The 18,297-nt window shown below is 71.8% G+C and carries 11 protein-coding genes and 2 pseudogenes; 9 read left to right on the top strand and 4 right to left on the bottom strand.

Features of this window, described 5'->3' with window-relative positions:
• Nucleotides 1–59: 59 nt before the first annotated feature.
• The 3 genes from IPL61_09660 to pyk form a co-directional block, all read right to left on the bottom strand.
• On the bottom strand, nt 60–1,040 hold the full coding sequence (locus IPL61_09660; protein MBK9031583.1) for a hypothetical protein: 981 nt from the start codon (nt 1,038–1,040) through the stop codon (nt 60–62).
• Nucleotides 1,041–1,156: 116 nt separating this feature from the next.
• Nucleotides 1,157–2,836 carry a protein kinase gene (locus IPL61_09655; GenBank protein ID MBK9031582.1) on the bottom strand — a complete coding sequence of 560 codons (1,680 nt, stop codon included), beginning with the start codon at nt 2,834–2,836 and terminating at the stop codon, nt 1,157–1,159.
• Between the two features lie 96 nt (nt 2,837–2,932).
• Nucleotides 2,933–4,351 (bottom strand): pyruvate kinase, encoded by a 1,419-nt coding sequence (pyk, locus tag IPL61_09650; protein MBK9031581.1) that lies wholly within the window; start codon nt 4,349–4,351, stop codon nt 2,933–2,935.
• A gap of 178 nt (nt 4,352–4,529) precedes the next feature.
• Here pyk and IPL61_09645 point away from each other — a divergent pair, with 178 nt between their 5' ends.
• From IPL61_09645 to IPL61_09605, 9 genes and pseudogenes are all read left to right on the top strand, one after another.
• Complete coding sequence (locus IPL61_09645; protein ID MBK9031580.1) at nt 4,530–6,356, top strand: bifunctional metallophosphatase/5'-nucleotidase; 1,827 nt, start codon at nt 4,530–4,532, stop codon at nt 6,354–6,356.
• Between the two features lie 8 nt (nt 6,357–6,364).
• Entirely contained in the window at nt 6,365–7,504 is a 1,140-nt protein-coding gene (locus tag IPL61_09640; protein MBK9031579.1) for a hypothetical protein, read from the top strand.
• A 65-nt stretch (nt 7,505–7,569) separates the two neighbouring features.
• Nucleotides 7,570–9,393 carry a hypothetical protein gene (locus tag IPL61_09635; GenBank protein MBK9031578.1) on the top strand — a complete coding sequence of 608 codons (1,824 nt, stop codon included), beginning with the start codon at nt 7,570–7,572 and terminating at the stop codon, nt 9,391–9,393.
• A 922-nt stretch (nt 9,394–10,315) separates the two neighbouring features.
• Nucleotides 10,316–11,098 carry an energy transducer TonB gene (locus tag IPL61_09630; protein ID MBK9031577.1) on the top strand — a complete coding sequence of 261 codons (783 nt, stop codon included), beginning with the start codon at nt 10,316–10,318 and terminating at the stop codon, nt 11,096–11,098.
• A gap of 40 nt (nt 11,099–11,138) precedes the next feature.
• Nucleotides 11,139–11,807, top strand: a pseudogene (locus tag IPL61_09625) (insulinase family protein).
• Nucleotides 11,808–12,759: 952 nt separating this feature from the next.
• Nucleotides 12,760–13,953, top strand: coding sequence for an insulinase family protein (locus tag IPL61_09620; GenBank protein ID MBK9031576.1), 1,194 nt, complete (start codon nt 12,760–12,762; stop codon nt 13,951–13,953).
• Between the two features lie 193 nt (nt 13,954–14,146).
• On the top strand, nt 14,147–15,388 hold the full coding sequence (locus IPL61_09615) for a hypothetical protein (GenBank protein ID MBK9031575.1): 1,242 nt from the start codon (nt 14,147–14,149) through the stop codon (nt 15,386–15,388).
• Nucleotides 15,389–15,431: 43 nt separating this feature from the next.
• Nucleotides 15,432–15,797: a hypothetical protein gene (locus tag IPL61_09610; GenBank protein MBK9031574.1), complete on the top strand. Its 366-nt coding sequence runs from the start codon at nt 15,432–15,434 to the stop codon at nt 15,795–15,797.
• Between the two features lie 962 nt (nt 15,798–16,759).
• Entirely contained in the window at nt 16,760–16,987 is a 228-nt protein-coding gene (locus IPL61_09605) for a hypothetical protein (GenBank protein ID MBK9031573.1), read from the top strand.
• 180 nt (nt 16,988–17,167) lie between these two features.
• On the opposite strand, the pseudogene IPL61_09600 reads toward IPL61_09605, so the two are convergent.
• A pseudogene (locus tag IPL61_09600) lies at nt 17,168–18,166 on the bottom strand (restriction endonuclease).
• Nucleotides 18,167–18,297: the final 131 nt, after the last annotated feature.

Here is an 18,297-nt window from a genome sequence, read left to right as displayed (position 1 = left end):
TCTCGGTGTGGGCCGAGCGAGCACCCGCCAGCGGATCCCCGCTGAAGCGGGCGGCGGAGTCAGAACCTGCCGGCGAACGTGACGCCGACGCCGTCGGCCGACGCCGTCGGCGCGATCTCGACGGCGCGGGACCGAGGCGCGGTGAGCCAGAGCACGACGCCGGTCGCGAGGGCGGCCACGCCGACGCCGCCGACGATCGTGCCGATGGTGCCGAGCCGACGGGCGTCGTTGGCCTGGTCGAGGTCGGCCGCACTGGCGCACGTCCCCGCGGGACAGTTCGCATCGCCGTAGTCGCCCTTGGCCTTGAGGCCGATCGCGATCCCGGCGCCGAGCCCGACCACGCCGAGGCCGCCGACGATGTACCCGAGACGTCGGCGGCCCGCGCCGGCGTCGACGGTGGCGGCCACGAGGGGCGGCGGCGGCGGCGGCGTGACCTGGTCGTCGGGCGGCGGCGCGGCGCGGGTCGGCGCCAGCACCGGGATGTCGACCTGGTGCTGCGACTGCGTCCTCGAGATGTCGATCGCGCGGCGGAACGGCTCCCGGCCCGGCGCCACCGCCTCGATCGTGATCGGACCGGGATCGACCGCGATCGGGCGCCCGAAGTCGAGCGCCGGCACGATCGCGCCGTTGCGCCGGACCTCGAAGCCCTCCGAGCGCTCGCCGGCCGCGACGGTGATCGTCACCCGCGACACCCGGCCCTCGAGCGACCGCGCGCGATCGGCGGCCGCGGTCTCGCGCTTGCGCTCGCCGAGGCGTCGGGCCTGCTCCTCTGCGCTCCTGAACGCGGTCAGCGCCGAGCCGAGCCGGCCCGTGCGCTCGTAGCAGTCGGCCAGGTTGAGCAACGTGCCCAGGCCGGGATCGAGGCGCTGGCTCTCCTCGAACTTCGGGCACGCGGCGACGGCGTCGCCGGCGTCGAGCAACGCCCGGCCTTGCTGGAACAGCTCGTCGGCCTTCTGGACCGCCTCCGACGGCTGCGCGATCGCCCCGGCGGCGAGCGTCGCCAGGAACGCGAGCACCACTGCGGTCGCCGAGCCTCTCATCGCGGCCATCGTACCTCAGCGCTGGTCATTTTCTTTGCTCGAGCGCAGGTCGACGCGTCAGGAGTCTCGCGTCGCAGGTGGTCGTAGGTGGGGGGCCTGTCGGGGCGTGCCCGCGCCTACTTGCGCGTGCCGTAGATCTCGGCGTCGCTCCCGGCGCCGCCGCCGCGCTTGCCGCCGCCGCGCTTGCCGCCGCGCTTGCCGTTGCGCTTGCCCGACGAGGTCGTGCCGGTCGCGCCCGTGCCCGCCGTGGGGACGACCGCGGTCGAGCCAGCCGTCGGGTCGACGACAGGATCGGTCCCTGTGGCCGAGCCGGCCGCCGCGCCTGCGGCGCCGGAGCCGGTGATCGGGCCGACGCCGGTCGCCGCGTCCGACCCGGTGGCCGGGGCGACGTCAGGATCGCGGTTCGCCGTGGCCCCGACGGGCTCGGCCGTGCCGATGGCCGTGCCGACCGTCGGGTCGACCCCGGCGGCGCTGCCGGCCGTGTTGGGCGGCGGTGCGGAGCCCGAGGCGGGCCCCGGCGCTGGCGCCGAGGCCGATCCGCCGCCCGCCGTCAGGGCGATCGCGGCGATCGCGATCCCGGCGACGACCACCGCGATCGCGGCGATGCGGCCGATCCGCTTCGGCGTGGTGATCGGCGCGGACGGGCGGGTGGTGAACGCGGTCTGGGTGAGGTCCTCGACCGGCGGCACCATCGCCGCGCTCGACGCCGGCGCGACCCAGGGCGTGGGCGTGGCCGCGGCGGCGGACGCGACCGCGCCGCCGCCGGCCCAGGGCGTGGTCTTGCGGGGCGCGTACGGCAGCGGGGTCGCGTCGGTCCGGGCCGCCGCCACCGGCGCGCTGCCGCCCTCGAGCCTCAGGTTCGGCACCGACGGGCGCTGCAGCCGGCGCTCGATCCGCTCGACCGCGGCGGCGGCCGCGTGCGGATCGCGCGCGAACGGCGCCAGCGCGCCGGCCACCTCGGCGACGTTCGCGTACCGCGCGTCAGGCTTCTTCTCGAGGCAGCGGCGGATGACCGCGTCGAGACCGGGCGGCACCGGCACGGTGAACGGCGCCGGCGGATCGACCGCGACCTTGACGCACATCTCGGAGAAGCTCTCGGCCTCGAACGGCCGGACGCCCTCGATCAGCTCGAACAGCACCGCGCCCAGCGACCACACGTCGGTGCGCGCGTCGACGGTGCGCGCCGACCGCATCTGCTCGGGCGACATGTACGCCGGCGTGCCCAGCATCGACTGGGTCTGGGTCAGCGACACGTCCAGCGAGTCGACGACCTTGGAGATGCCGAAGTCGAGCAGCTTGACCAGCGGCGACCCGTCGGGGCGCCACGTGACGAAGAAGTTCGACGGCTTGACGTCGCGGTGGACGATCCCGAGGGCGTGGGCCTCGGCCAGACCCTCGCAGGCCTGGACGATGAACTCGACCGCGAGCGGCGGCGACACCCGCTGGCTCTGCTCGAGCATGCCGTCGAGGTCGATGCCCTCGAGGTACTCCATCACCAGGTACGGCAAGCCGTCGTCGACCGAGCCCACGTCGAGCACGCGCGCGACGTGCTCGTTCTTCAGCTTCCAGGCCGAGTGGGCCTCGCGCAGGAACCGCTGGTTGGCTTCGTGATCACCGGCGATGTCGGCGCGCAGGAACTTGATCGCGACCGTCTCGTTGAGGTGCAGGTGGGTGGCGCGCGCGACCACGCCCATGCCGCCCTGGCCGAGGATCGCGTCGATGCGGTACTTCCCCACGAGGACCGCGCCCAAGGCGATGCCCAGGTTCTCCTCGGCGGTGGCCGACGTCGCCTTCACTGCGACGATGCTAGCGCGCCGCATGGGGCGCCACAAGCCGAACAGACCACTGGTTCAACCATTGGTCCTTCCGGATTCCGCTGAACCCTCGCGTATCTACGCGATCTGATGGATCTTGAGCAGGTTGGTCGACAGGCCGGCGCCGACCGGGACGCCCATGGTGATCACCACGTGATCGCCGGACCGGGCCAGGTTCCGCGCCACCAGGATCTGCTCGACGCCGTCGATCAGCTCCTCGGTCGACACCGACGGCGTGATCAGCACCGGGGTCACGCCCCAGACCAGCGCCAGGCGGCGGAACTGCACGTCCGAGGTGGTGAGCGCCACGATCCGGGCCTCGGGGCGGTACTCGCTCATCAGCCGGGCGGCGCCGCCCGAGTCCGACACGACCACGATCGTGCGGGCCTTCATCTTCTTGGCGGCGATGACCGCGGCGTGGGCCACGGCGTTGGCGCTGACCGCGAGGTCGAGCTGCGGCAGGTCGAGGTTCTGGCGGTAATACGCGCTCTGCTCGATCTCCCCGATGATCCGCGCCATCGTGCGCACCGCCTCGACCGGGTACTTGCCCGACGCGGTCTCGCCCGAGAGCATCAGCGCGTCGGTGCCGTCGAGGACGGCGTTGGCGACGTCGCTGGCCTCGGCGCGGGTCGGGCGCGGCTGGACGATCATCGACTCGAGCATCTGGGTCGCGGTGATGACGATCTTGCCGTGGGCGTTGGTCTCGTCGATGATCCGCTTCTGGATCAGGGGCACCTTCTCCGGGCCCATCTCGACGCCGAGATCGCCGCGCGCGACCATGATGCCGTCGGACGCGGCGATGATCGCGCCGAGCCGGTCGACCGCCTGCGGCTTCTCGATCTTGGCGATCACCGGGATGCAGACGCCGTCGACGGTGAGCAGCTGCTTGGCCTCGAGCACGTCCTCGGGGGTGCGCACGAACGACAGCGCGACGTAGTCGACGCCCATCCGCAGGCCCCACTCGATGTCGAGCTTGTCCTTCTCGGACAGGGCCGGCGCCGACACCGCGACGCCGGGCAGGTTGATGCCCTTGTTGTTCTTGAGGATCCCGCCGGCCACGACCACGGTCGCGACCTCGCGGTCGCTGACGGAGGTGACCGCGAGCGACAGGTAGCCGTCGTCGAGCAGGATCTGGTCGCCGACCCGGACGTCGCGCGGCAGCATGCCGTAGGTGGTCGAGACCCGGTGCACGTCGCCGACGACGCTGGTGTCGGTGGTGATCGTGAACGGCGCGCCCGGCTTGAGCTCGACGCCGGCCGGGTCGGCGAACTTGCCGACGCGGATCTTGGGGCCCTGGAGGTCGAGCAGGATCGCGATCGCGCGCCCGCGCTTGTCGGCCTCGGCCCGGACCGTGGCCAGGAGCGCCGCGTGGTCGGCGTGGGCGCCGTGGGAGAAGTTGAGGCGCACGACGTCGAGCCCGGCGTCGATCAGCTCGCCGATCCGCTCGGCGGTGTTGGAGGCGGGGCCCAGGGTGCAGACGATCTTGGCGCGGCGCATGGCGGGGCGGGAGTAACACGGGCGCCGGCGCGACGCGACCGGCCCCGCGACGCGACCGCCACGACGACGTGGCCCGGCCGTGACGATCACCGGCCAAACGGGGCTTGCGCCCGGGCCCGCGAGGCGCGTATACGACCGCGCTATGCGCGTCGCTCCGCCCTGGTTGGCACTCGCCGCGATGCTGGGCGCTTCGGCGGCCGGCTGCACGGTCGAGCGCGAGGCCCCTGATCTGGTCGGGCAGGACGTCCGCCTGACCGTCATCCACACCTCGGACATGCACTCGCGGCTGTTCCCGTACGACTTCGTGCCCAACCGGTTCGAGCGCGACTACGGCCTGCAGCTCGTCAACAAGCCGTTCGGCGGCATCGCGCGCATCTCGTCGATCGTCAAGCAGATCCGCGCGACCTCGAACCGGTCGCTGTGGCTCGACTCGGGCGACTGCTTCCAGGGCGCGCCGGTCTTCAACCTGTTCAAGGGCGAGGTCGAGATGCGGGCGCTGTCGCGCGCCGGCATGGACGCCGCGGTGATCGGCAACCACGAGTTCGATCTGGGCGCGGTCAACCTCTACGACCAGGTCGCGAACTGGGCCCAGTTCCCGCTCCTGGCCGCCAACTACCTGTTCGACGACCCCACCAACCCCGACGCGCCCAGCCTGCGCGACGTCGTCCAGCCCTACGTCGTGTTCGATCAGGACGGCCTCAAGATCGCGGTGATCGGCATGGCCAACTGGTCGTCGATGACCGGCATCTTCGAGGGCGGCAACTCGCTCGGCATCCGCCCGATCACCGACGCCACCGCGGTCGATCAGTACGTCCGGCTGCTGCGGCCGTCGGTCGATCTGATCGTGCTGGTCAGCCACCTCGGCCTCGACGAGGACGAGGGCCTGGCCGCGAGCGAGGTGCAGGACGAGAACGAGTCGCTGCCGCTCGAGGGCGTCGACCTGATCCTGGGCGGCCACCTGCACATCGTCACCAACCCGCCCAAGTTGATCCCGTCGGGCGACGGCCTCCACAACACGGTCCTGGTCCACTCGGGCGCGTTCGCCAAGTTCGTCGGGCGGCTCGACCTGGTCGTGCACGTCGGCGAGGACAACAGCGACCCGGCCAAGCGCAGCCGGATCACCAGCTTCACCTACGACAACCTGCCGGTCGACAGCACGACCGCCGACGATCCCGAGATCGCCCACGTGCTCGAGCCCTACGCCCAGGCGATCGCCCGCGACATCGACCTCGACGGGGTGTTCGCGTTCGTCAGCGCCAGCAGCAAGATCATCCGCAACGACCTGTCGGGCGGTGACTCGCAGCTCGGCAACCTGGTCGCGCGCGCGATGCAGACGTTCTCGGGCGTCGAGGCCGAGTTCGCGCTGACCAACTCGCTCGGCGTCCGCGCCGACTTCGAGCAGGGCAAGCTGACCAACGAGGCGATGTTCAACGTGTTCCCGTTCGAGAACTCGATCACGGTCATGTACCTGTCGGGCTCGGAGATCCAGGAGACGCTCGACTTCGTGTCGCGCAAGTCGAGCGAGCGCGGCTGCCGGACCCAGGGCCAGGTCGCCGGGATCTGGTTCGACATGGTGTGCCGGTCGACGACCTGCCCCGACCGCGACCTGACCGACGACGTCGTGCCGTCCGCGTGCGCCAAGAACATCTGGCTGGGCGAGAACTGCCGCGGCGGCAACCCCGACGGGCCGATCGATCCGACCTCGAACTGCCGGCCGGTGGTCCCGACGGGCCTGTACCGGGTCGCGGTCAACGACTACATCTCGCGCGGCGGCTCCGGCTTCACGGTGCTCAAGCGCAACACCTCGAAACAGGACACCGGCATCGCCCTGCGCGACGCCCTGACGGTGTACCTGCGCAACCAGGCCAAGTGCGCGCCCGACGCGATGGATCTCATCACCGATCCGCTCAACCCGGCGACGATCGTGTCGCGCTACGGCGACGTGTCGTGCCTGGGTGACATGACCGAGGCCCACGACGGCCGCATCCGCCCGGTGTTCGAGTGAGGCCCGCCATGTCCCGACTGCTCGTGCCCCTGCTCGTCGCCGCCGCCGGCTGCGTCGAGACCCTGCCGCCGATCGAGGAGACCACCTCGCTCGCGGTCGAGCTGGTCGCGCCGACCGACCCCGGCGCGCCCGATCGCCGCCTCGACCCGTCGGCCCGCGACGTCATGATCCGGGTCACGGCCAAGGACGCCCAGAACCAGCTCGACACCGGCTTCACCGGCCCGGTCCAGGTCTACGTCCAGTTCCTGGGCGCGCTGACCCCGGCCCTGGGCTCGCCGCTGCCGTTCGCGACGATCGAGCTCACCGCCGGCGTCTCGCCGACGGTGTCGCTGACGCTGCCGGCGGTTTTCGGGCCGACGACCCTGTGGATCGAGGACGGCGGCGAGGGCGCCACCTACGCCACCGGCTCGTCGGTGCCGCTGTGGTACCCGGACCCGCACGTCGCCGACATCTCGACGCCGCGCGATCTGATGGCGCTCGACGCGCTGGCGGTGTCGCCGCTCCAGAACCGCCAGGTGACGGTGTCGAGCTCGCGCTACGGCGACCGCGGCCGCCTGGTGGTCACCGGCACCTACGCCCAGGGCTACTCGGTGTCCGACGTCGAGTGCGCCGACGCCGCCGGCACCCCGCCGTGCGTCGCCGGCGACTTCGATCACGTGCTGGTGTTCTCGTTCTCGCGGCCCAAGGACGAGCAGGGCCGCAACATCGAGGCCGGCCAGTTCATCGACGGGTTCGCCGGGGCGGTCTCGGAGTTCAACGGCCTGACCGAGATGAGCTTCCCCCAGAGCTTCATCACCGACACCAGCGCCGACGTGGCGCGGATCCCGGCGCCGGCGGTGGTCAACCCGTCGTGGTTCACCAACCCGATCGAGTTCGAGAAGCACGAGTCCGGGCTGATCGCGATCGACAACGGCACGGTCTGCCCGCTCGACGCCGACTACACGACCTACAAGCAGTGGAAGATCGACGTCGGCCGCGGCTGCGGCTCGGCGGTCAACGTCATCACGTCGGGCGTGATCGAGTTCGATCCCGCCAGCCGCGAGGGCCTGACGGTCGCGCGCGTCGTCGGCGTGCTGCGCCCGGTCAACATCGGCTCGTTCAACGTCTTCATCATCTACCCGCGCTTCAGCGCCGATCTGGTCCTGTGATCGTGCGCCCAACCCGTGGTGGTCCTGTCGTGGTGGCGTCGCCATCGCTTCGTCCGGAGGCTCCCGTGTCGCGTTCGCGTCTGTCCGTGTTCATCGCCGCCGTGCTGCTGGTCCCCGCCGCGGCGGTCGCGCAGCCCCAGCCGCGCCGCCCGGCCCCGGGCGCGCCCGCGGCCCCGCCGGCCCTCACCGAGGAGCAGGCCCGCACCATCGCCGACCTGGCCGCCGCCGACGCGGTGGCGCGCGAGCGGGCCCGGTTCGAGGCCGAGCAGGCCGAGCGTGACGCCCGGGCCGCGGCCGAGCTCGAGGTCAGCCGCGCCGAGGTGGCCGCGCTGCGCAAGCAGATCGACGACCTGAGCGCCTTCCAGCTCAAGCTGGGCGAGGACACCAAGGCCGTCGAGGCCGCCAAGGCCGCGGACGCGGCCGCCGCCAGCGGCGACGACTACCTGCACGGCGGCGGCGGCTTCACCGACGTCCGGCTCAACCTGACGCTCACCAACGAGAACATGCTGACCTCGCCCGGCGAGACCATCCCGTCGGTGCCGGGCTGGCGGTTCGGGCGGCCCAACTCGCTGGGCACGCTGTTCTTCGACAACTACGACACGCGGTTCTCGGGCTACGAGACGCTGTCGCACGCGATCATGTACCGGAACTTCCGCAAGGATCACCTCGAGGCCGAGGCCGGCCTGGTGATCCGGATCAACGAGCTGTCCGAGCGCAACATCGCCCTGTCGGACGCCGGCAGCTACGTGACGGTGTCGTGGTGGAAGGATCCCGAGCACAAGGATCCGACCCGCTACACCCTGACCGCGTTCCCGGTGTCGTCGGACCGCATGCGCCTGGGCTACAGCTACCGCCTGTCGTGGGGCGGCAACGACGAGTACCGCCGCAGCTCGCAGGCGGTGCCGGGCATCAAGTTCCAGGTCGACACCGACAAGGCCTACGCCTTCGTCGGCGCCAAGAGCTCGGTGCTGCTCGATCGCGCCACCGCCGAGCAGGTCGCCAAGGTGGCGTTCCTGTTCGGGGCCGGCGTCGATCTGAACGAGATGGTCCGGGTCGAGCTCAACGGCGGCTACTTCAACCGCGGCTCGAACGAGCTCGAGGACGTCAACACCGAGGACGTCCAGCTCTACGGCGTGTCGGCCCAGGTCTCGGCCCACAAGGGCATGCCGGTGTCGTCGTCGATCGACTACAAGCTCTACAAGTACGATCCCGAGCGCGTCGGTCGGGTGTTCCAGAAGGCCCAGTACCCGGGCGGCACGTCGTGGCTGGCGATGGCCGAGGCCACCTACCTGGGCCAGACGCTCAAGGATCCGGAGAAGTCGGGCTCGACCAAGGTCCAGCAGGGCATCGCCGCCGACGTCAACCTGCGCGCCAAGGTCGATCGGATCCGCGCCCGCGTCGACCTGCAGTACCGCGACCTCGCGTTCATCCTGCACTCGGTGCCGTCGCTGCCGACCTACAGCGACTTCCCGGCCGGCTACGAGCGCAACCCCAACATCTTCGCGGCGATCGGCGTCGATCAGAACTTCGACGACAAGCTCACCGTCGGCGCGGTGCTCGGCCTCGAGCTGCCGGCGACCTTGACCACGCCGACCGGGCTGCCGGGCACGCAGATGACCGGCAAGTCGACCGCGGTCATCCGCAACAACGGCTCGGACACGATCATCACCGTGCTCCCGGCCGGCGAGACCGCGGCGCCGTCGTACGCGTTCAAGCTGTCGGGGCAGTACGACTTCGGCCAGGTGTTCGCGGCGCTGGTCGACGTGTACTTCCTCTACGACCCCAACCAGACCCGGCTGGTGCGCAACGACGCCGAGTCGCTGTTCGAGTACGAGTTCGGCGACTTCAACCAGCTCGGCACCAACGTCACGCTCCAAGCCAAGTTCTGAGCCGCGCGCGCGCGGCGCGCGACCGCGGCTGGGGGACGGCGTCGAGGCCAGGCGCGGTCGGTCTACGGGCCCGCGGCTCCGCTCGATGAGGAATGACTGACCTCGACCACGGCGCCGGGCCGGGACAGGTCGGGGCGCGTGATCTCCGGCCCGGGCTCGCTGCTATCGGGGCAGGCCTACTCGGCGCCAGGAAGGATCTCGAGGTTCCGTTGACGTCGAGGGCGACGCCCCTGTGGGACCGTCGCCTGCGTCACCGGGTCGAGGGCGAACGTCTGCTCGGACGCTGCGCTGGTGCCGATGGCGTCGAGCCTTCTCTTGCGGGGCGGTCGCCATGGCAGGTGATGACGTCCGCCGACCAGCCGTCCGCGCTGCACCGTTCGTTGATGGTGACGCGATCGTCCGCCGAAGGCGATGGCGTCCGCGCGCGCCGCCATGTAGAGGGCGAACGATCGGCGGCCCCTCACTTTGCCACTGGGTCCGACGATCCAGACTACGCCGACGTCACCGTCGTTGAGCGGACCGCACGACCGCCCGCCATCGGCCAACCCGTGGAGCAGCCTGGCGTTGCCGCGGTCATGCCGGCAGCTCGCCGGCGCGCGCGGCCGTCGGTCTCGCGAGCAGGTTCAGCCCTGGCGATCCACGCGGCGGCACGCACGGAGCGTCGACCGGACCGGATCCGGCGCGCCATTTCGGGACGTACGCCCGCCGGTCGGACAACGCTGAGGTAGCGCGGCCTGCGGCCGGCCACGAACCGGCCGCGCCAGCACGCGGAGGGTGGGCCGCTGCGACGCGGCCGCGGAATCACGGCGATCGCGCGCCGGGCGGCGGGGTGCGACACCGGGGGCGGCGTCCGGGCCGCAGCCGGTCGCCGGCTGTCAACGCGCGCGCTAGATCGGCGCCCGCGCCGGCGCGTGTCCACCCCATGTTCGACCGCGCCCTCTCGCCCTCGTCGTCGCCGCGGTGGAAGACCGCGCTGCTCCTGGCCACGGTCGCCGGCCACGCCGCCGTCCTGGTCGTGCTGGTGGTGTCCGCGTTCTGGAAGATCGACAAGGTCGCGTACGCCGACCGCACCGACGTGCGGTTCGCGGCCAAGATCGATCTGCCGCCGCCAGGCGGGCCGCCGCCGGGCGCGCGCCTGCAGGTCGAGCGGCCCAAGGCGGTCGCCAAGGTCAAGCCGGTGGTGCCGGTGCAGCCGGTCCACCTCGAGGTCACGCCGCCCGTCGTGCCGACGACCGGCGGTGGCGCGCAGACCGTCGGCACCGGCGGCGGCGGCGACAACGTCGGCGGCGACCCCGCGTCGACCGAGATCGGCACCGGCACCTGCGCGCAGCCGCCGTGCGGCGAGACCCCGCCGGTCACGAAGGTGACCCCGCCGGTCGTGAAGGTGCCGCCGCCGGTGGCGGTGCCGCCGAGCGTCGCGGCCGGCCTGCGGATCGGCGGCAACGATCGCATCTATCCTCCCGACCGGGTGCGGGTCGAGATGGTCCACGGCGATCGCGATCAGCTGCGCGGGACGTTCAAGCTGTGCGTGTCGGCGACCGGCGTCGTCGACTCGGTCCGGGTGATGCAGTCGACCGGCTACGACGACTACGACGGCGCGCTGGTCGCCGCGATGCAGGCCTGGCGCTATCGCCCCTACAAGGTGAACGGCGTGCCGGCGCCGATGTGCACCGTCGAGATCGTGATCTACCGGATGAAGTCGTGACGGGCCGGGCCCGCGGCGCTGCTATAACGCCGCGAGCCCCATGCACCCTGTCGCCTTGTTCGCGCGCACGTTCGCGCTGGTGTCGCTGGCGGCGCTGACCGCCTGCGGTGGCAGCGCTCGCCCCGGCACGTTGCCGGTCACCTCGCCGCCGGTCGCGGTCACGCCGCCGGTCGCGGTCACGCCGCCGGCCGCGGTCACGCCGCCGCGCACGCCGCCGCGGCTGGTGCGCACCGTCGAGGGCATCAGCGAGCACGAGCTGGGCAACGGCCTGCGCGTGCTCCTGTTCCCGGACCCGACCCAGTCGACGGTCACGGTCAACGTCACCTACCTGGTCGGCTCGATGCACGAGGGCTCGGGTGAGACCGGCATGGCGCACCTGCTCGAGCACATGATGTTCAAGGGCTCGCCCGGGCACCGCAACGTGCTCAAGCTGCTCGACGAGCGCGGCGCCTTCGCCAACGGCACGACCTGGCAGGATCGGACCAACTACTTCGAGACCCTGCCGGCCACGGGCGACAACCTGCGCTGGACGCTGGCGCTCGAGGCCGACCGGATGGTCAACGCCAGCATCTCCGACGACGATCTCGCCACCGAGTTCAGCGTCGTCCGCAACGAGATGGAGTCGGGCGAGAACGACCCCGACTCGATCCTCGAGCAGCGCGTCACCTCGGCCGCCTACCAGTGGCACAACTACGGCAAGGACACGATCGGCTCGCGCAGCGACGTCGAGCACGTGCCGACGTCGCGGCTGCGCGAGTTCTACGTCCGCTACTACCAGCCCGACAACGCGATCCTCGTGGTGGCGGGCAAGTTCGACGGCGCCGCGGCGCTGGCCGAGATCGACGCGACCTTCGGGGCGCTGCCCCGGCCGACCCGGACCCTGCCGACGACCTACACCGTCGAGCCGGTCCAGGACGGCGAGCGCTCGGTCACGCTGCGCCGCACCGGCGACGTCCGCTTGCTGCTGGCCCTGTACCACGGCGTCGCCGGCGCCGACCCGGACCACGTCGCGTTCGACGCGCTGGCCGACCTGCTGACGCGCGAGCCGACCGGGCGCCTGTACCAGGCGCTGGTCGCGACCGGCGTGGCCAACGAGGTCTCGGCCGACCAGTACCTGTTCCGAGATCCCAGCTACCTGCTGGTCGGGGTCAAGCCCAAGGACGCGAAGGCGGTCGCGCGCGCGCGCGCCGCGCTGATCGACACGGTCGAGGGCTTCGCCCGCCGACCGGTGACCGAGGCCGAGGTCGAGCGCTTCCGCGCCCGGGCGACCAGCGAGCTGGTGCGGTCGATGGCCGACAGCCAGCGCGTCGCGGTCGAGCTGTCGGAGTGGGCGGCGGCCGGGGACTGGCGGTTGATCTTCGCGTACCGGCAGCGCCTGAAGACGATCACCGCCGCCGACGTGCAGCGGGTGGCGCTGGCGTACCTGCGGCCTTCGAACCGGACGCTCGGCGAGTTCGTGCCGACCGCGGCGCCCGCGCGCGCGCCGGCCCCGAGCCAGCCCGACGTCGCGGCGCTGGTGGCGAACCTCGAGGTCGCGGCCCCGGCCGCCGGCGAGGCGTTCGTCGCCTCGCTCGACAACCTCGCCGCGCGCACCCAGAAGCTCGAGCTGCCAGGCGGCCTGGCGGCCACGTTCCCTGCCCAAGAAGACCCGCGGCGAGAAGGTGACGATCGAGCTGCGCTTCCACCACGGCGACGCGGCGGCGCTGCGGGGCCAGGCCGCGGTCGCGCGGCTGCTCGGCCGCATGGTCACGCGCGGCACCAAGACCCGGTCGTTCCAGCAGCTCGAGGAGCTCGAGGATCGGCTGACCGCGAGCGTCAGCGTGCGCAGCGACGCCGGCACGATCGCGGTGTCGATCGAGACCGTGCGCGGGTCGGTGCCCGAGGTGATCGCGCTCGTGAGCGATCTGCTCAAGCACCCGGCGCTCGCCGCCAAGGAGCTCGAGGTGGTGCGGCAGGAGGAGATCGGCGCGGTCGAGGAGGAGCGCCAGGATCCAGCGCAGCTGGCGTTCCGGCGCTTCAGCCAGGTGCTCGCGCCCTGGCCCAAGGACGATCCGCGCGCGACCCGCAGCGCCGACGATCAGATCGCCGCGCTCAAGGCGGTGACGGTCTCGGCGCTGGCGGCGTACCACGCGCGGTTCTGGGGCGGCGGCCACGGCGAGGTGACCGCGGTCGGTGACTTCGACGCCGACGCGCTCGCGGTCCAGCTCGGCGCCGAGTTCGGCACCTGGACCGCGAAGGCCGCCTACGCGCGCCTGGCCGATCACGCGTGGCAGGCCGCGGCGACGGCCGAGCGCATCGACACCAAGGACAAGGAGATGGCGATCATCCTCGCCGGCAACGAGCTCGAGCTCGACGAGGATCACGCCGACGCGCCGGCGCTGGCGGTGGCGTCGCAGATCCTGGGCGGCTCGACCGGCTCGCGGCTGTGGATGCGCCTGCGCGAGCACGACGGCTTCTCGTACGGCGTCTGGGGCGGGCTGACGCCCGGCGATCTGGATCCGGTCGGGGGCGTGATCATGGGCGCGATCCTGGCGCCGCAGAACCTGGTCAAGGCTCGGGCGGCGATGGTCGAGGAGGTGGCGCGGCTGCGCGACGCCGGCGTCACCGCGGCCGAGGTCGCGACCGCGCGGACGTCGCTCCTCGAACAGGAGGACAACGCCCTGGCCGACGACGGCGCGCTGGCGCAGATGCTGGGGCGCGACCGGTACCTGGGGCGCGACTTCGCCTGGCGCCGCGCGCGGCGGGCGGCGATCGCGCAGGTCTCGGCCGCCGACGTCAACCGGGTGATCAAGCGCTACCTGGTGCCCGAGCGGCTGACCTGGATCGAGGCCGGCGACCTGGCCAAGGCCAAGTAGCGGCACGCGTCCATCCGCTGGGTGCCGTGGACGCGGCTCACGGTTGGGGACCCGATCGCCGGGCGCCCGACCATGCCGCCGCTGGCGTCGTCGCACCGGCTGGCGAGCGGCGCCTGCGTCGCGGCGCTGGTTGGACCAGCGGCCGAGCGCGACGGCTGTCGCGCGCGTCTGTTCGCGAGTACGCTTCACCGCGATGCCCCAGGACCGTGAAGCGAGCCCCGAAGCCGCCCCGCCCGCCGTCGATCTGCGCTCGGTGACGGTGTCCGAGACCGACGGTCGCCGTCGGGTCACCGCCGCGATCGGCAGCGGGCCGGCGGCCAGCCGCGGCCCGATCGCCGCTGCGCAGGAGCTGCTGCACAGCCTCTACCGCGGCCGCCCGGCCGCGCGGCCCGGCCCCGCCGCCGAGACGACCAGCGCCACCCCGGCGCCCGAGGCCGGCAGCACCAGCGGCACCAGCGGCACCAGCAGCGGCGCGTGGTGGAACCCGTTCGGTGGCTCGTCGTCGTCGACGGCCCAGGCGCCCGAGGTCAAGCCGTCGCCGTCCGGCTGGGCGCAGACCGAGCAGGGCGGCGCCCGCGCCGATCGCTCCGCCGAGTACCGCACGACCGCCGACGCGGCCAAGGCCGGCACCAACCAGCTGCCGCCCGACGCCAAGGACTACATCTACCTGGTGGTGCCGGGGCTCTTCACCGAGCACTACCCCGGATACATGAACGACAACATGGCGCGCATGAAGAAGCTCGGGCTCGACGCGCGCATGGTCACGATCGACACCGACGCCTCGGTCGAGGACAACGCCAAGATCATCCGCGACGCGATCAACGAGATCGCCAAGGCCGAGGGCAAGGAGGTCGTGCTGATCGGCCACAGCAAGGGCGGCGTCGACGCGACGGCGGCGATCGCGCAGTACCCCGAGCTCTACGAGCACGTCCACGCCGTGATCGCGATGCAGACGCCGTACGGCGGGACGCCGGTCGCGTCCGACATCGCCGGCAACGCGCGCCTGCTCGGGCTGGTCGGCTCGGCGATCAAGCGGTTGTTCTCCGGTGACCAGCGGGCGCTGACCGATCTGACCTACCAGGCGCGCCAGGAGTTCGTGCGCGCGCACCCGTACGACACCGCGCGGATGCCGACGATCAGCTACGGCACCACCGGCGGGCCGACCGTGTCGACGGTGGGCCCGGCCGCGTCGTACATGCGCAACCAGTACGGCCTCGAGTCCGACGGCCTCGTGCCGAAGAAGGACGCGGTCGTGCCGGGGTCCGACGTGGTCTACGCCAACGACCAGGACCACGCGTCACCGGTGATGAGCGCGATCGGCCGCGGCCAGGCCGACGTGCCGGCCGACATCGTCGAGGCGCTGATCACGCTGGCGCTGCGGCGCGCGTCCGAGATGGAGGCCGCCGAGGGCGGCGGCCCCCGCGGCGCGAACTGATCGCCGACCGTAACCGGGCGGCGGGACCCGACGTCACAGCGGCATGGGTCAAGTACCGGCCGCCGTGTGTCCGCGCTGGCGCGGCGTCGAGCTCGACGAGCTCAGCGCGACCGAGCTCGATCGTGCCGGCGAGCCGCTGATCGCCCTCGACGGCGACGGGCGCATCGTCGCGATGAGCGCGGCCGCGGCCGAGTGGGCCGGGGTCGCGGCCTGGCAGGCCCGCGGCCGCGAGCTCGTGCGCGAGCTCGGCTGGCGGTTCGGGCGCACGGCGGTCGACGCGATCGCCGCGTTCGTGCGGTCGTCGGTCGCGTGCGCCGCGATCCGGACCGAGCCCGGCCGTGGCCACGCGGCGGCCGACGTCGCGCTCTTGCGCGGCGACCGCCGGATCTACGTCGCCCTCGCCACCTGACCCGCGCGCTGGAGGGGGCGTCTCTGCGTCGTGGGGGGGCCTGGGTGGGGGCCCTGTCGGGGCTTGACCGCGGACCGCGCCCTTGCACCTGCCTGGGTTCGGCCACGAGCCCTCTGAAACCTGGCGACGAACCCTCTGGAACACAGAGTTTGTAAGTGCTTCGGTCGAGCGCCGGTCGACGCCGGGAGTTTCGCGTCCTGGGTGGGGGCCCTCGTCGGGGCTTGCCCCCGATGGGGGAGGGTTCGGCGACGAACCCTCTGAAACTCAGAGTTTGTAAGTTCTTCGGTCGAGCGCCGGTCGACGCGCCGGGAGTTTCGCGTCCTGGGTGGAGGCCCTCATCGGGGCTTGCCCCGATGGGGGAGGGTTCGGCGACGAACCCTCTGGAACACAGAGTTTGTAAGTTCTTCGGTCGAGCGCCGGTCGACGCGCCGGGAGTTTCGCGTCCTGGGTGGGGGCCCTCGTCGGGGCTTGCCCCCGATGGGGGAGGGTTCGGCGACGAACCCTCTGAAACTCAGAGTTTGTAAGTTCTTCGGTCGAGCGCCGGTCGACGCGCCGGGAGTTTCGCGTCCTGGGTGGGGGCCCTATTCTACGGGGGCCTGGCCTGTCGCCTGGTTCGGGTGATTCCAGGCGGTTGGGTTCCGTTCGGGACCGTTCGATGCCGCCCCGTGCCTGCTGGAGTGGCCGCACACTGGCAGCACGGATCAAGCGGGTCGGCGAGCGCCTCGACTGGCTGGACGGCAGCTCCGCGAGGGTCCTGGTCGGGTGATAGGCTGACCCGCGGGGCCACGTGAACGAACGCGAGTATCTCGAGCGATACCTTCCGGCTGGAGCGACGTCGGAGCACGACCTGTCCGAAAGACCGAGACCATCGCTTCGCCGATTTCGCACCGTCGCCAGAGCAACTCGAAGGATGCGTCCGCGACCTTCTGCCCTTCCTGGCTCGTGTCGAGGGCGAGGCCGTTGTGCTCTACGGCGACGGCTTTCACGCCGTGCAGCTAGCCCTGGTGCTCCTCGCGATCGCCTGGAACCGCGGCATGCCGCTGCCAAGCGGACCGGCGACCGCGAGTCTCCTCGCGGAGATTCGCCGTATCGCCGAGCTGTCGAGCGGGTACGATGCGGTGCTGCGGCTCCTGTCGATCGAGAAGATCTTCAAGACATCGCGGCCAGCCGCCGACGGCCCGGCGACGTAGCCAACCCGCCTGTTACTTCGCGGGCCGGCGCTCGATTAGCGCAGCCAGGACGGCACCACCGCGAGCACCAACGACCAGCCGACACCCAGCCGCGCGCCGTCGCTCCGTCCTCCACTTGTTTCCTCCAGCTCAGCTGGCGGCGCCGCGATCGAGTGCACGTGTCGATCTCATGCGTCCTGATCAGTCTTCGGCGATGGGCCAGTAGATCCCGCGTGAGCGGCACCAGCCACCGCGTCGGCTCGTCCAGTCTCGTAGTGGTCGAGACCAGGTCACCAGCAGGGGCAGGTCCACCAGCGTGATCGGGATCGTCGAACGCCCGGCCTCATAGCGCGCGTCCTTCGTGAAGCCGCCCGTGCTCACGTACAGGCAGCGGTCGGTGGTCTTGCGGCCGCCGAGGAACGCGCGTAGCTCGGAGCGCCCATCGCCTGGCCGCGGTGCTTCACCTCGACGAAGATGCGTGGCTCCTGCAGCCCGAGCCCATCAGGCGACGCGAAGATGTCGACGCCGCGGTCGGCCCCCCTGGCGAGACCCTGGTCTTGTAGCCCATGGCGCGCAGGATGCCCGCGACCAGCTCCTGCAACGCCACCCAGTCCAACCCGTTGATGCGGTCGTTGAGCAGTTCGAGCGCGCGCTCGGTCGGGTCGTCGGCCTCGGCGAGCACCTCCACCGCGGATGGCGCCGTTGGTGTGGTCGCGACCGGCGTCGGCGCATCGAGCGCCACGATGCCCGCCTCCAGCTCGCGCACGACATCGTCGGGGACGCGGAACAGAGTCATGGTCGAGCCCAGCGGGTTGCGCGCCGCAGCCGAGAGCGAGTCGCGGGACACCTTGCCGTGCCAGCGCACCTTGCGCACGAACGGGAGTTGTTCCCCATCCAGGTACTCGAGCGGCCCGGCGATGGTCCCGACCAGATACTCACGGGACGTCGGGTCGTAGGTCACGACACCGTCGTCCTCGGCGACTTCGGTGAAGAATCGGTGGAGCTGACCGGCAGCGTTAATGATCTTGCCTGGCTTCCAGGCCGGGAACCTCGCGCGCAGGTGCGTCTGGAGTCGTTCCTGCTCATCTTCGTGTAGGCGAGCTCGCCCAGCCCCTCGCCGCCCTGACCCAGGCCGACCCGCCCCTGCTCGCGATAGCGCTCGATCAGCTCGCCGCCCCGGCCAGCACGGACCATCCACATCGCCTTCGTCATGCGGCGCATCTTAGTGACCTCCGGGGCGTCCGTGCCACCGGCCGCGGAGGCAGACCGACAAGATCGCACCGCAACCGTACCAGGGTGAGGTCCTGGCCGAGCCACGCGGATCGGCGTCG

It is taken from the genome of Myxococcales bacterium (genome assembly GCA_016717005.1).
GTDB lineage: Bacteria > Myxococcota_A > Polyangia > Haliangiales > Haliangiaceae > UBA2376.
The sequence above is the reverse complement of the archived record's forward strand: the minus strand, read 5'-3'. Positions and strand labels throughout refer to the sequence as shown.

What these genes read in the sequence shown, in the direction of transcription:
- IPL61_09660 (MBK9031583.1), bottom strand. Translation starts at nt 1,040, where the DNA reads ATGAGAGGCTCGGCGACCGCAGTGGTGCTCGCGTTCCTGGCGACGCTC.
- pyk (MBK9031581.1), bottom strand. Translation starts at nt 4,351, where the DNA reads ATGCGCCGCGCCAAGATCGTCTGCACCCTGGGCCCCGCCTCCAACACC.
- IPL61_09645 (MBK9031580.1), top strand. Translation starts at nt 4,530, where the DNA reads ATGCTGGGCGCTTCGGCGGCCGGCTGCACGGTCGAGCGCGAGGCCCCT.
- IPL61_09640 (MBK9031579.1), top strand. Translation starts at nt 6,365, where the DNA reads ATGTCCCGACTGCTCGTGCCCCTGCTCGTCGCCGCCGCCGGCTGCGTC.
- IPL61_09630 (MBK9031577.1), top strand. Translation starts at nt 10,316, where the DNA reads ATGTTCGACCGCGCCCTCTCGCCCTCGTCGTCGCCGCGGTGGAAGACC.
- IPL61_09615 (MBK9031575.1), top strand. Translation starts at nt 14,147, where the DNA reads ATGCCCCAGGACCGTGAAGCGAGCCCCGAAGCCGCCCCGCCCGCCGTC.
- IPL61_09610 (MBK9031574.1), top strand. Translation starts at nt 15,432, where the DNA reads ATGGGTCAAGTACCGGCCGCCGTGTGTCCGCGCTGGCGCGGCGTCGAG.